Origin of the sequence: Veillonella sp. KGMB01456 (genome assembly GCF_023051165.1) — a bacterium.
Classification (GTDB): domain Bacteria; phylum Bacillota; class Negativicutes; order Veillonellales; family Veillonellaceae; genus Veillonella_A.
Genome location: NZ_JALKIG010000020.1, coordinates 22,479 through 38,042 on the forward strand (window position 1 = coordinate 22,479; position 15,564 = coordinate 38,042).

6 protein-coding genes and 1 tRNA gene are annotated in these 15,564 nt (G+C 41.6%); all 7 read right to left on the reverse strand.

The genetic code is table 11. The features are described 5' to 3' along the window. Nucleotides 1–4: 4 nt before the first annotated feature. On the reverse strand, nt 5–913 hold the full coding sequence (locus MXE28_RS07070; RefSeq protein WP_247239988.1) for a DUF6282 family protein: 909 nt from the start codon (nt 911–913) through the stop codon (nt 5–7). An 858-nt stretch (nt 914–1,771) separates the two neighbouring features. Continuing rightward, a tRNA-Arg gene (locus MXE28_RS07075) sits at nt 1,772–1,846 on the reverse strand. A gap of 219 nt (nt 1,847–2,065) precedes the next feature. Continuing rightward, complete coding sequence (gene uraA, locus MXE28_RS07080) at nt 2,066–3,346, reverse strand: uracil permease (protein WP_127059219.1); 1,281 nt, start codon at nt 3,344–3,346, stop codon at nt 2,066–2,068. Between the two features lie 170 nt (nt 3,347–3,516). Then, nucleotides 3,517–4,803: a putative peptidoglycan glycosyltransferase FtsW gene (locus tag MXE28_RS07085; protein ID WP_021840679.1), complete on the reverse strand. Its 1,287-nt coding sequence runs from the start codon at nt 4,801–4,803 to the stop codon at nt 3,517–3,519. A 2-nt stretch (nt 4,804–4,805) separates the two neighbouring features. Continuing rightward, nucleotides 4,806–5,456 (reverse strand): tRNA (guanosine(46)-N7)-methyltransferase TrmB, encoded by a 651-nt coding sequence (gene trmB, locus MXE28_RS07090; protein ID WP_021840678.1) that lies wholly within the window; start codon nt 5,454–5,456, stop codon nt 4,806–4,808. Between the two features lie 625 nt (nt 5,457–6,081). Beyond that, the gene (locus tag MXE28_RS07095; protein WP_226974662.1) at nt 6,082–8,976 is read right to left on the reverse strand and encodes a YadA-like family protein; all 2,895 of its coding nucleotides are present in this window, start codon (nt 8,974–8,976) and stop codon (nt 6,082–6,084) included. 150 nt (nt 8,977–9,126) lie between these two features. Continuing rightward, nucleotides 9,127–14,997 carry a hypothetical protein gene (locus MXE28_RS07100; protein ID WP_226974663.1) on the reverse strand — a complete coding sequence of 1,957 codons (5,871 nt, stop codon included), beginning with the start codon at nt 14,995–14,997 and terminating at the stop codon, nt 9,127–9,129. Nucleotides 14,998–15,564: the final 567 nt, after the last annotated feature.

The window sequence follows — 15,564 nt, forward strand, 5'->3', positions numbered from 1 at the left end:
TCTTTTATTCAATGTCATTTTTCCCCAATAAAATTTTTGGATTAATTACAACCATAGTTCGAATTTCATCCTCAGAAAAACCTTTTTGTAAAAGTCTTTCTGCAAACTCTGCTAACCCTTCGTCTGGATAACACAGTTTTGTATTACCAAGATCAGTGGCAAGAATACAATTATCTGGCCCTACTTGTCTTATCTGATCTGCCACTATGTCAAACGCTACCTTGTCCGTCTTCCATGTTGTATAACACTGTTCAATCTTAGCTCCATAATCAATAAACTTTTTTTGATCTTCAACGGAATAAAATGTAGTTGGAAATGTTGCATGTGTAATAAGTATATTTTTAACATTTCGTTTAGCTGCTTCAGGAACCAGCTTATAAGCTTCTTCATGAGAGATATGTCCGGTTGCTAAAATCAAATCGTATCTAGCTATAACATCTAAAACATCATAAACTTCTGGCTTCAACTGACCAAATTCATCAAGGATATTAATCGTAGGAACCTTAATTCCCGCATTCTTCATCTCAATTACAATAGACGCCCAGAAGGCTAATTTTTTATTTGGATCTCCATTAAATTGATGTGCCATTTCATGTTCACTGTCACAAGTAGGAAACCAAACCAATTTACAATTATCTCGAGCCGCCATTTCTACAGCCGGTGCATTTATTCCTCCGACTGAACTATTTAAAGTAATAGAGCCGATTGCATCACATTTCGGATAAAGCTTATTTATTAATTTTGCTCTTTCACCGGTTTGAGTCCAATGTTTTTTTATAACGTATCCCGCCAGTGGACCATTCGTGCATCTTTCAGCCATTTCCAAGTCATCCATCTTTCTTGGTAACACATCCGGTGCAGAATGAACGTGTAAATCATAAGCCCCTTCAATTATTTTTTTTACATCACTCATAATTAACCTCCTTCAAAATACCATTAATTTCATCCCCGCTATAGTTTTTTATACGCCAGAATGCAAATTATTTAATACTTTTGTGTTTCTTGCAACATCATTATGAATGCATTCTATACCAATCATTCCTAAAAGTCAATAAAAATAATTGCAATAACATCTATTTCGCTCTTTCACATAAGATTGAAAAGGATATTTTATTCATATTTTAAGATTATAAATTCAATAAATTAAATATTTCTTCTTTATAAACCTATAACACTAAGAAATATGTATATCTTCGCCTTCAACATCCTCTTGCCATATAAATATTTTAGTTGCTATAGCATCTATATATACTACACCTAAAATCCAACAAACCACTACATACCACAACAAAACAGGCGCACTAAATTATCAATCCACAAAGCAACATTTCTGCACAACATAAACATCACCCCCCAGAAATCATATTTATGCAGAAAAAAAATATACAAAAAAGCTGTAGCAAAATACCTATTAATCGAATTCTGCTACAGACTCGTCCTATTATTTATTCAAATATTCGCCTCTCATATCAAACAAAGTAAATTAAAGTTTTATTAAACTTCTCGACAGTACTATGCATTTCTTTTTAAATTTCTTCATAAAACTCAACATTCCACCATAAAATTTAGTCTAATCAAAAATCCGCTAGATCATCAAAATCAAATACTTACAAGATAAAAATATTATCTGCAAATACACACTTTTATGCTTTTACCATTTTACAAAAATCACATACGTATTTTTTATCTCACACGCTCCTTATTGAGTTCAATATTTGAATCAAATACACGAAAAAAGGCCTCTCGAAATTTCGAGAAGCCTTTATTTATCTGGTGCGCCTAGCAGGATTCGAACCTGCGCACCCGGTTCCGGAGACCGGTGCTCTATCCCCTGAGCTATAGGCGCATATTGGGATAACCTGATGTTTTCACAGTCACGAATCAAAACTAATACTTAATCATGAATCATAATTGCAAACCCCTTCAAGGTTACCCAATTATTATATCAGTGCTGATTATACACTGTCAAATACGGGCTAAGTCATAATCTAGCTATAATCTAGCTATAATCTAGTTATAACTTAGCCGTACCGTATACACGGCTCAATCAAAACACAACCTCAACTTAGTCGTGTTTAAGCTGTTTATTACCGATACCTGTTTTGCGAAGAATTGCAAAGCAAAGGCTTAAAATAACAGCTACTACGGTAGCGAGGCCCATGCCTTGAAGGACAACCGGGCCAAGTGTTACTTGAGCGCCGCTGAGGCCGGTGATCATAACGATAGACGTCAAAATCAAATTATCAGGACGTGTATAATCTACCTTACGTTCAACGAGCATACGCAAGCCGGATGCTGCGATGATACCGAACAACAAGATACTTACGCCACCCATAACCGGTACCGGAATAGCGTGGATTAATGCAGCGATTTTGCCGATAAAGGAGAAGATAATCGCTAACACAGCCGCCCCGCCGATAACGTACACGCTGAAAACGCGAGTAATGGCTAAAACGCCGATGTTTTCACCATAGGTCGTATTTGGTGTCGCACCAAAGAAACCGGACAGAATGTTGGCGATACCGTCGCCCAATAAAGAGCGTTCCAGGCCCGGATCTTTCATGAGGTCGCGACCTACGATGTTACTGGTTACCACCAAGTGGCCTACGTGTTCCGCAAATACTACGAACAAAGCCGGCATAATCATCAAAATTGCGTTAATATTGAAAACCGGTGTGGTCATATGAGGCAAGGAGAACCAAGCCGCTTCGGATACTTTTGAAAAATCGACTACACCCATGATGGCCGCCAACACATAACCGGACACAACGCCGATTAGTACCGGAATTACCGCGAAGAAACCACGGAAAATAACGGTGCCCAAGATAGTTACAATCAAGGAGAACATGGAAATGGTCACAACTTGTGTGTGGGTCATGCCCAAGGTTTGCCAGCTGTCACCAACGATGCCGGCCATGCCCATAGCTACCGGACCGAGTTCCAAGCCGATAACGGCGATAATGGCACCCATGGCTGCCGGTGGGAATAACAAATCAATCCAGCCGATACCAACGGCACGAACAATGAAGGACAATACTATAAAGGCTAAACCAAAGGCGATAAAACCGCCCTGTGCCGCTTCATAAGACATGCCGGCCGCCATAACGGATAATACCGGCGCGATAAACGCAAAACTGGAGCCCAAATAGGAAGGGATTTTCCCTTTACAAATAAATAAGTACAAAATGGTACCAATCCCGTTCATAAATAACGCCGTTGCCGGATCCGCTTTTAACAAGTACGGTACCAAAACGGTAGCCCCGAACATGGCGAATAAATGCTGGAAACTCAACGGCAACATGGCCGCGTTTGACGGCCGTTCAGATACGTCAATAAAGTCTTTCATTCCTCTAAATCCTTTCTGAAATCCTTTTAAACCCTTAATACTATAAAATATATAAACTTGCGTTTTAAAAACGCAGTCTAAAAACAGCCTGTTTGATATTAATATCAATAAAAGTTCAATTCATCAAGTGTCTTGTATACGATGAATTCATTCTGCTATCTTACGCGTCCTTACTTAACGCCACCAGCGGATGGTCTGAAACGACTACGCGTCTCTTCGCGAAGGGACGGTGCCACACCTTGTGCCCCAATCTGGCGATTAGCGAGCTCATTGCTGCGTGAAATGCTAAGCAAAATAGACACCGCAAAAATGTTCATCAATAACGAGGAACCACCATAAGAAACAAATGGCAATGGTACACCGGTAACCGGCAAAACGCCACAAACCATCAGCATATTGAAAAAGGCCTGCCCCCCAATGAGGCAAGTAATGCCGATAGCTAGTAGTTTTCCGAATAAATCACGGGCGTCAGCCGCCACACGCAAACCGTAAACAACAAACAGGAATATGACAATCGCTAAAAACAGCGCCCCCAATATGCCTGTTTCTTGAGCCCAAACGGCAAAGGCAAAGTCAGTATGAGCTTCCGGTAAGTAGAAGTACTTAGCCGTCCCCTCACCAAGGCCCTGGCCAAAAATCCCACCAGATCCGATGGCCACAAGACTTTGTACGCTTTGGAAGCTCTTGGTTAACGAATGGCCCCAAGGGTCCCACCACGCTAAAATACGGTCACGCCGATAATCAGAAACCCAAATCAAAACAATAAAACCAATTATCCCCATGAACCCGAGATATTTTAGTTGAGTCAAAGATGTTCGGCTCATTTTACCGATTATCATCAACAGTAAAGGGAATGCCAAAATTAACATGGCCGTCCCTGTATCCGGTTCTACCAGCGTAAGACCGGCAAATGCTATCGGCGCCCAAAGTGCTTTGGTTGGCCGATAGGTAAACGGCGGTGCAAATCGCCGCCCGTATAAATCGTGTTTTTCTAAAAGCTCTACATGAGGATAGCGCTTGCGCCAGTCTTCAATATATTTACAAGTCCAAATAATGCCGCCTAATTTAGCAAATTCCGACGGCTGAATCGATACGCCAAAAGGCAGGGAAATCCAGCGATACGCACCGTTAACTTGTACACCCGCAAAAACGGCTACCAATAAAACGATAAGAACCAAGGAAATTATATTTAAGAACTTTTCGTCTTTCAGCCTTCGATAATCCAGCCTATACACGCCTCGCCCTAAAAATAAACCGAGCGTTAAATATATGATATGTTTTACAATATTGCTGGAAAAGAACGAATCTTGACGCACTAAATCCACCGAGGTCGCACTATAGATATTGAGACTCCCGATAATAATCCAAATGCCTACCATAACCATAATGGCCTGCGCATCATTGCGGAACAGCGTTTTCAAACTGAACGAAGGTAATTTTTTAACCTTTTGCGCCATAATTACGCCTCCTCAGGTTTAATTGCTTCCAGGCGGAAAATCGGCTGTCCTTTTTTGCTAAATTTTTCTTCGTATTCAGTCATTACATTCGGCGTATCCGTGCTGTGTAAATCGTAAGTCACATTTTTTAACGTCCAGCCGCATTCTTTAAATTCTTCTAAGGAGAACAAAAAGAGTCCTTCATTATCTGTTTTGAAATGAATTTCGCCCTGTGGTTTTAGTAAACGAGCATATCTATCTAAAAACGTACGATATGTTAAACGACGCTTCGCATGGCGTGCTTTCGGCCATGGATCGCAGAAGTTGATGTAAAAACGATCGATTTCCTCCGGTGCCACAACGTCTTCAATGCCGGCAATATCAAATAAAGATACTTTGGCGTTTGGCAAATTGCGTTCAAAAATCTTCTGAGCCGCGTAATATAAAACGCCGAGCTGCACTTCAAAGCCTACAAAATTGGCTTCCGGATGAGTTTCTGCCATGCCTGCAATAAAGCGGCCCTTACCGGTGCCAAGTTCAAAGTACAAAGGTTTTGTCGGGTCTTCGAACATCTCTCGCCACTTACCTTTGTGCGCCTCGTGGTTTTCTAAAATCACGTGGGAATCATATTCATGAATAGCCTCGTCAATCCAAGGTTTTCTACGTAATCGCATATTGTCTCCTTCACAACTTATGTTAAAATTCTCTATCTAATTAATTATATAGTATTGCTTTAAAATACTCAACGGAACAAGGGAAAAACATGATTCCCTTAATCGACTAAATTATTTTAGAGTTGTGTGATACAATTAAATTGAAATCACCGATAGCAGAAAATCGCATTTGCTGCCTTAATATGAAGAGTGCCTTGTCTAATCATGGGTTGCGTCCTTCCGGTGATTTCTTTTTTTAAAAAAAACTAAAAAACAAATGAGGCTGTATCAAAATGTAGATTTACCCACATTTTAGATACAGCCTCATTTGTTTGAGAAGAATAGTTATTACTGCAGATTTTAAAGTCAACCAGTGTCCCCTGCAGCCAATGACTGCCACGGTTAACTAAATCTACATTTGCAGGAACCACTTACTTTGGCTCCTCCGATTCACCTCCCGCCTTAACACTAACCATAGAGTAAATGCTATATACACCCTTACATTAAAGGTACTGCCAACTACTTTGCTTTGCCTATTGCAAAAAGCTTAACTACTTGTACACTTAACATCTTTTAAGCACTTGTTCGCTTAACATCTTTTAACTACTTACACATTCCCAAGTTTTTAAAAACTAACTTCTTTAAACTATCGGGCAGCCATTAAGGACTGAACCAATTCTTCCAGTTTTTGAATGCGTTCGTTCTGACTTTCGTTCTGCGCTTTCAATTCGTCGATTTCACTGGTCTGTTTTTCAACATACTCAATCAAACGGCCTTTGCTCATGCCCGCATACGGATTGGAGTTACCGAACTTCATGCTGACGCCGACGTTCATCATGTTTTCCCCATTGCCCATAGAGCCGCCGATACTGAACAATGTATTTTCATTCGGACGATAGAAGGCACCCAAAGCTACTGCATTAGAACCGTGGTAAGTACCCATACCGGCCGTGAAGTTCCATTTGTTGTCAGGATCATAATCCAATGGATGTAAGGCTGCCAAGGCGGCGGCACCGGCGCCGGATTTATTGACTTTCGAGTCCAATTTGGAGATTTGACGAGCATTGTTCTGAACGGCTGTAGCTACACCACCGATTGCAGTTGCCATTTCTTGTCGAACCGTGTAAACCTGACCGGTTGTAGCAGCGTTCGTGCCATCCGCTGTAAGCTCAACAGCTTTCACATTCTTAATTTCCTTATCATTAGCATTGATGCCATCTTTGGAAATGTACGTCATGTTATTAACGGCAATGCTGTTACCAACCTTTAAGTCATCGTTTAAGGATAAGTTGTATTCGTTTTTGCCTTCCACTTTAACAGCGTTGATATTATCATCACCATTAATCGTAGTAGCTCCGGCCGTACCGGCAATACTCTTAGCAAAGTCCTTCAACTGACCTTCCGTAGCGGCGCGGTTATCGACAGCCTTTTCAGCATCCCAAGTTGTGTTAGTTAAGCCTGTAATTGTACGATTTGCCGTTTCACCTTCGCTTGGAGTTGTGCCGTCAATTGTAATACCACCTACTTTGATTTTTTCTTCAAGACTAACTTTTACGCCCTTCGTAGCATCATTTGCATCAACTTTTTCAGCCTTAACACCGGTTTCCGGATCGCCGACTACATTGGCTACGCCTGCTTTACCCTCGATTGTTTCAATCTTAGTGTTAATATTTGTGATATCCTTGTTGATATTGGTGATGTCATTGTTAATCTTAGTAATGTCTTTCTTAACATCGGTTACATCGCCTTCAACTTTTGTTACGCGGTTGTCTAAATTAGTGATATTCTTCGTATTATTTGTAACTTGCTCTACGAATTTAGAGTCTAGACCTACCTTGATGTCATTATCTTCTTGGGTAATCTGAACGTTAGAACCGTTAACGAAATTAATTACAGAGTCTTTCTTAATAGAACGTTCACCAGTATCATTTACTGTTAACTTCCAAGCACCTGCTTCACCAAGAAGTGTGTCGGTAATACCTAGTTTAGCCTTCCAGCTATCTACATTATCATCTGACAAGTTAGCTGCATCCACTCTTGCAGAAGAATCGGCAACTGCTTTCAGTTGTTTTTCAGTAGCGGCACGGTTTTCAACAATGCCATTTGCGTCCGGATTCCAATCGGTATTGGCTAAACCTGTAATGAATAAACCATCTTCGGTCTTACCATCCTTAGTTGTTGGTACTGCTTTCTGATTAGCTATGTAGATACCGCCGGTAAGAGTGCCATCTTCAGCAGTCGTTCCACCAATGCGAATACTACCGTCATTCAAGTTAAGGTTCTTCGCTAATTTAACGGTTAAACCACTTTTTTCTTCAGCAACAACACCGATGTTGTTATCCGTGAGCATACTTGCATCACTAATGCCGCCTTTAACTTCTAAGGTTTCATTGAGTTTCTTAGCGATAGTTACATTTTCTGTATCACCGGCAAATTTCAAACCATCTTCCAGAGTAGCTACTGTATGCTCTTTATTGTTTTCATCAACATAAACGATACGAGTCATACCATCCTTGCCGTTAGTACCATCAACACCATCAGCACCGTTTTTCACGGAGATTTCGCCATACGCGTTTTTACCAGGTTGGCCATCTTCACCGGCAGGGCCTTGTGGACCAACTAAACCGATGCTGCCAGGTTTACCGTCTTTGCCATCCTTGCCAGGTTGCCCGATAACAACTTGATTCTTCAATTTAAGGTCGTAAACCTTCTGACCGTTAACGTCTTTAACAGCCATAGTGAGGTTATTATCGCCAATGTAATCGCCTAACTCACCATCAGCACCGGCTTCAGCAGATTTACCATCGAGAGTAAGTTCGGTGTGAGCTCCACCAACCGAAGTCACCACGTTGGAAATAGCTGCATTCAACTGATCTTCGGTTGCTGCACGGCCACTTACTATGCCGTTAGTCGCCGGATCCCATTTAGTATTGGTTAAGCCTGTAATAAAGGAACCATCATCAGTTACACCATCTTTAGTTGTTGCTATGCCTTGCTGCTTAGCGATGTAAATACCACCGGTAACAACGCCATCTTCACCGGTTGTACCACCAATACGTACACTACCGTCAGCCAAGTCTATGTTCTTAGCCAATTTAACGGTTAAACCACCATCAGATTTGGCCACAACACCGATGTTGTTATCTGTTAACAAGCCTGCATCGCTGATGCCACCTTTAACTTCTAAAGTTTCATTGAGTTTCTTAGCGATGGTTACATCTTTTGTATCACCGGCAAATTTCAAGCCGTCTTCCAGAGTAGCTACCGTATGTTCTTTATCGTTTTCATCTACGTAAACGATACGAGTCATACCGTCCTTGCCATTCGTGCCATCAACACCATCAGCACCATTCTTCACGGAGATTTCGCCGTAAGCATTCTTACCCGGTTGACCATCTTCACCGGCAGGACCTTGAGGACCAACTAAACCGATGCTACCAGGAGTACCGTCTTTGCCATCCTTGCCAGGTGTGCCGATAACGACTTCGTTACTAAGTTTGAGATCGTAAACCTTCTGACCGTTAACATCTTTAACAGCCATAGTGAGGTTGTTATCGCCAATGTAATCCCCTAACTTGCCGTCAGCACCGGCTGTTGCCGATTTACCATCGAGAGTAAGTTCCGTGTGAGCGCCGCCAACGTCTGAGGATACTTTAGCAATAGCTTTTTCTAACTGATCTTCGGTAGCAGCTCAGCTACTTACGATGCCGTTAGTCGCAGGATCCCACTTAGTATTACCTAAACCGGTAATAAACAAGCCATCTTCAGTTTTACCGTCCTTAGTCGTTGGTACAGCTTTCTGGTTAGCGATGTAAATGCCACCGGTAACAGCACCGTCTTCACCGGTTGTGCCACCTATACGTACACTACCGTCAGCTAGGTCAAGATTTTTCGCTAATTTAACAGTTAAACCACCTTTGTCTTGAGCAACGACACCAATGTTATTGTCCGTGAGTAGACTTGCATCGCTAATGCCGCCTGTTACTGTTAATGTTTCATTGAGTTTCTTAGCGATAGTTACATTTTCTGTATCGCCGGCAAACTTCAAGCCGTCTTCCAAAGTAGCTACTGTGTGCTCTTTATCGTTTTCATCAACATAAACGATACGAGTCATACCGTCTTTACCGTTAGTGCCATCAACACCATCGACGCCGTTCTTAACGGAAATTTCGCCGTAAGCATTCTTACCAGGTTGTCCATCTTCGCCGGCCGGACCTTGAGGACCAACTAAACCAATGCTACCAGGTGTACCGTCTTTGCCATCCTTACCAGGTTGACCTATGACAACTTCATTCTTCAATTTGAGGTCATAAACTTTCTGTCCGTTAACGTCTTTAACAGCCATGGTGAGATTGTTTTCACCAATGTAATCGCCTAACTTACCATCAGCACCGGCTGTTGCGGATTTACCGTCAAGAGTAAGTTCGGTATGAGCTTTAGCAATGGTTTCTACAGTTTTAAGCTGTGCCAAGTTAACCGCATCAGTAGCTTCCGTACCAGCCGCAACATTAATAATTTGACGAGTTGCACCCGAACCACCTACTGAAACGGCACCATAACTAGGTTTATAGGCTGCAATAATACCAGTTCGTTTTTCAAAACTTTCAGTCATAGCGTTTGCAGCATCTACGTAAGCTTGTATTGCATTTGGATCTCTCGGATTTTGCTGATATGCCACTAATTTTTCCTGGAAAATTTGAACTTTTTCAACATAATCTTGATTTGCCTGTTCGAATTCAGCAGTTTTACCTAGATAAGCTGCTACTGATGCATCATCCGTAAAGGTCACACCATCAGGTGAATAGCCATATACTTCAGCACTTCGATTAGCCACTGCACCTAACCCCAAGGCAACCCCCGATTTTTCTGTTACAGACGTTCCATAGCCTAAGGCTGTACCGCCTTGAATAGTAACAGAACTGTTAATACCTATGGCCATGCCATAATTTGCGTTATTAACATTTGCCATAGAACCAATAGCAATACCGGAATCAGAGTTTATTACTTTCGAGAATGTGCCCAAGGAAGTTCCATAATTTGAACTACTAACAATAGCCGATTGCCCTACAGCAGTCCCCTGGAGTGAATTAGTAACATTAGCCCTTGTACCGAGTGCAGTTCCAAATAACGAATTATCTACTATAGCCCCGTAACCAATTGCAGTACCTTGTTCCGAACCGGTTACCTTAGAAGTGGCACCATACGCACTGCTAAAATTAGAATTACTAATTTCAGATTGGGAACCAATAGCAACAGCACTTGCAGACGTTACTTTTGTTTTAGGACCAATAGCAATCGAGTTATCTCCCGTAGCCCCATCATTAAGTTTATTCTCAGTTTCGGCAGATTTAATAGATACGTATTCAATCTTATTGGCATCGACTTTATTAGTAAGAGCAGTTAACTGAGACATATTTACAGCATCGGTACCATCAACACCAGCTGCCACGTTAGTAATTCGTTGATTACCATTGTCTAGGCCAGTTGAACTCAACTTCACCGCTCCTACAATCGGACTTTCGACAGCCGTTAAATCTGCACCATCCTTGGTATAAGTCTGCGAATCTGCATTATAAACCGCATCTGTTAAATCCGTGTACCATTTACCATCTTCACCTTTAACTAGAGGGTTACCGTCTGCATCTTTTGCGGTTTCTGCAAAGGTTACACTACCATCAGCCAAGTTAAGGTTCTTAGATAATTTAACACTTAAAGAACCACTGTCTTTGTCTGCTACAACACCGATATTATTATCTGTTAATGTTGTAGTATCTGTATTACCACCGGAAATAATTAATTCAGTGCCTAGATTGCGATGAACAATAGTATCACCATCGCCTTTAAAGTTAAGGCCTTCAGCCTCTACAGCTTGTAATTGAGCCACGTTAACCGCATCATAATCAGCAGCACCACCTGCTACGTTAGTAATACGACGACGATTGGCTTCAACCGTGGTTTCACCGATAGTATATTCAGCATTACCGACAGATACGACGCCATTTTCTTTTGTAAAAGCTTCATCAGTTAAATAAGCTTTAGTGGCAACATTATCACCTACATAAGCTAAAGATTCATAACCTAATGCTACAGAATTATCAATAGCTGCACGAGAGTAACTACCTGATGTAGCAGATTTATTGATTGCCGTCTTTCCATCTAAACCTTGAATTGTAGAAAGAGTACCGATAGACACAGAATCTTCACCGACACTAGTTGCCCAGTGGCCGATAGCAGTCGAATTTTTACCAGTCGCACGCGCTTGTTTCCCTAAAGCTGTCGCGTAATGATCTTTTGCTACGGCATTTACCCCTATTGCTATGGTATTGGTATCATAAGTTTCAGCACCGGCACCTACGGATAATGTTTGGAAGCCAAAAGCTTTGGCTGCAAAACCTAATGCAGTAGAGTTCATATGCTCTTTACCTACTTCAGGTGTCGTGTCATCTCCTTCACTAATTCCATCTGAAGGTATACCGATTCCCCCACCAGAATCACGTATCGAGCCAATATATGCATTTCTACCGATTGCAGTGCCATTATAAGCGGTGCTTTCTGTAGTTGCACCTTGACCTAAACCAACCGAACGACTCCCTTGCACTTTTGCCGTAGGACCAATAGCCGTTGTATTTTCGCCCAACGCCTGCGCCATTGTGCCGATAGCTACCGAGTTTTCTGCAGCCGAGGATGTTGCTGCTAAAACACCAATACCCACTGACTGAAGCCCTGCTGTCTTAGCACCATATGAAGCAGCTAAAGACAAATGACCTGACGCTTCTGTATCTTGAGCAATGGCAATACTCCATGCCCCAGTCGCTTTCGCCTGATTCCCCAACGCCAATGACTGTGCATTTAATGCCTGTGCATTAAACCCTAAAGCCGTCGCATCAACGCCTTTTGCCACAGCATCTTGACCAATCGCTACAGCATGTTTGCCGTCACTAACAGTATCATAACCGACTGCTATTCCACCTGTTTGTTTTGTCTTTGTCCGATACCCTATAGCGACAGCCTTTTCCGCGTCTTTATTAACTTGAGCTTCTATACCAGCTGCCACTGAGTAAAGTCCACCTGCACCACCGGTTTCACTCATCAATCCATAGTTATTCCATGTAGGATCTGTAGCTTCTTTTATATTTGCATGGAAATAACCTTTACTATTATCTTCAAGACTTTCAGTTTTAGTATCTACTAAAGTCTTCAGCCCTTTCAGCTGTGCCACGTTAACTGCATCAGTATCTTCACTACCTGCAGCTACATTGGTAATTTGACGAGTATCACCCGCAGTACCTACGGAAATAGCACCTAAACCGGAGCGGTACGCAGATACAATCGCATTACGAGCATCAAAGCTAGCTTCAGCAGCCTTACTTGCTTCTTCATATTCTGTTTTTAATTGTTCATTATCAGGATCATCAGCTAAAGCAGCTTTTTTCTCGTTATAAACAGCTAGTTTAGCGTTAAAATCTTCTGTTGCTGTCTGATACGCTTCTGCTTTTCCAATATAAGCAGCAATATCTTCATCTGCTCCAAAGCCTACGCTATCTACATTATAGCCATGTACCTTACTTCCTCTATCGGCTACAGAGAACGCACCTAATGCTACACCGGTATTCACATTAGCTGCTGAATCATACCCTAATGCCATAGAGGCACCACCGGATGCAGCAGAATAACTACCTAAAGCCACTGCACTTCCAGCGCTAGTACTAGCCGAGTACCCTAATGCTGTAGCAAAACTGCCATTTTGAGCACTAGCATAAGGTCCCACTGCTACAGATTTCTCTGAAGTAACGTTACTATAATGGCCTAAAGCAGTACTTAACTTGGCACTGGCTACAGAACTTTGCCCCATTGCCATACTCCAATTGCCAGTAGCTTCTGCATTTCCACCAATACCAATGGTCCCGTATCCCAAACCTTTAGTATAGGTACCTATAGCGATGCCCATTACATTATCAGCTTCAGCTCTATTACCAATTGATACTGCTCCTACACCTGTAGCTTCCGTTGTGTCACCGATAGCAACTGCACCGCGAGCAGTTGCTTTAGCCAAAGAGCCCATAGCATTAGATTGGAATACCGCTTTTGAGCCTTGACCGACGGCTACACCACCTTGCCCCGACACAACAGCACCACTACCAATGGCAACAGCCAAACCACTACCACCATGCTCAGGATCCGAATCCATAAAAGCACTCGCACCATTACCGATGGCTACACTATATCCGGCTGCCTTAGCCACATTACCAATAGCTACATCAGCCTGCAAAGAATCTCCTGCAACCGAGCCTAAACCAATAGCTACGCTATGTTCTGAAGTTGACGATGAATTTTGGCCAATAGCTACCCCACCATTTGCAGTAACGTTACGCCCAATAGCAACTGCACCTTCATAAGTAGCACTTGCTTTCGGTCCAATAGCAACCGTATCCGTTGCGGTTGCTCCATCATTTCCTTTATTTTCTTCTACAGAAGAGTTAATTGAAACATACTCTATCTTATTCGCGTCAACTTTAGTATTAAGAGCTTTCAACTGAGCCACGTTAACGGCGTCAGTATCTTCACTACCAGCTGCTACACCGGTAATTTGACGTGTCGCAAAATCTGTACCTACCGAGGCAGCACCAAAATACGATTTATACGCAGCCGTAAGTTTTAATAGAGCTTGTTGGCTGGCAACCCATTTTGCTTCAGCTTCTTCGGCCACCACTCTTAATTCTTCATTACCTCTATCAGCTCTCCATGCCGCATATTTTTCGTCATAATCTTTTTTATTCGCTGCAATAATATCTACAGTTGCATTATACTCGTCTATTTTTCCAAGATAAGTAAGTAATTCGGCATCACTTGTAAACGCCGCATGATCTACTGTATAGCCGTAGGTATCATAGCCCCTATCTGCCACACTCTTAGCCCCAATTGCTACGGAAGAGCTAGTGGCAGCAACAGCATTATGACCTAATGCAATTGAATCTGCACCACTCGCATTTGAATAACCACCTATGGCCATTGAATAATTACCGGTAGCCTGTGTTTGAATCCCCATGGCCATGCTGCGTTTTCCTGATGCAATACTCTTAATGCCCATGCCAATAGATCCACTGCTTTTTGCTTCCGCTCTATCACCGATAGCAATGGATGATTCAGCCAAGGTTTCCGTATTACTTATCGCAGTATTACCAATCGCAATACCGGACTTTCCATATGCCTCTGCGCCCGGACCAACGGCAAGAGATCCTTCGCCCAGTGCTTTTGAGTTAGTCCCATAGGCCGCACTATGCCCAATACCCGTAGCTGTAGCATTCCAACCGACAGCAGTATTCGATGAATTCGCGTTGGCATTAGCATTTGTACCAATGGCTACAGACGTGTCCATTTTTGTAGCCGAATTTTCCCCTATAGTAACGCCCGGACCTTCTCCCAATTGTAACTGCTGAATCACCGCATCATATACGGCCTGTTGATCTTCTGTGAGATCCGCCGCCAACACACCTAAACTCGGGTATAGCACCGAGCTCGTAAGCAATGACGCCACTAACAGCGCTCTGGATTTTTTACTCATAAGATGTATCCCTTTCAATTAACACTAACCTAATCGTCCCCATGTAGTGTAAGTAAAAAATTATCCAATACTTATCGTGTTTCTATATTCAGTTTTAATTCCCCAAAAAAGATGATTAAATATTATATATTATATCCACATTAATCATTTATAATATTATAATGACATATTTATCAAAATTAATCAAACTTTTTCTTAAAATTAATTTTAAATTTTATTAATTCCTACTTTCTAAAGAACCTTATAAATTCTGTATTTCTCTTTTTATTCACATTTATTTTTGATGCATTTATCGTTTATATTTATGTCATATCAATAACATAGTAATAACTTAAAATTATATATGCTATTTAACAAAGTGCAAAAAAATAAAAGGTGACGGTTAACAAACCGCCACCTTATCAAGTGTAAAAGCAAAATATGCTTAAATTTTTCAATCTGAAAACGTTAGTTATAAATCGTCTTTAAAAAGTATTATATCACAAAGACAAATGTCTATTATCACTAAAATAAGGCTTATAGGACAAAAAGTGTGTGTGGCTTTTTTAAATTAATCCCAATAAATTG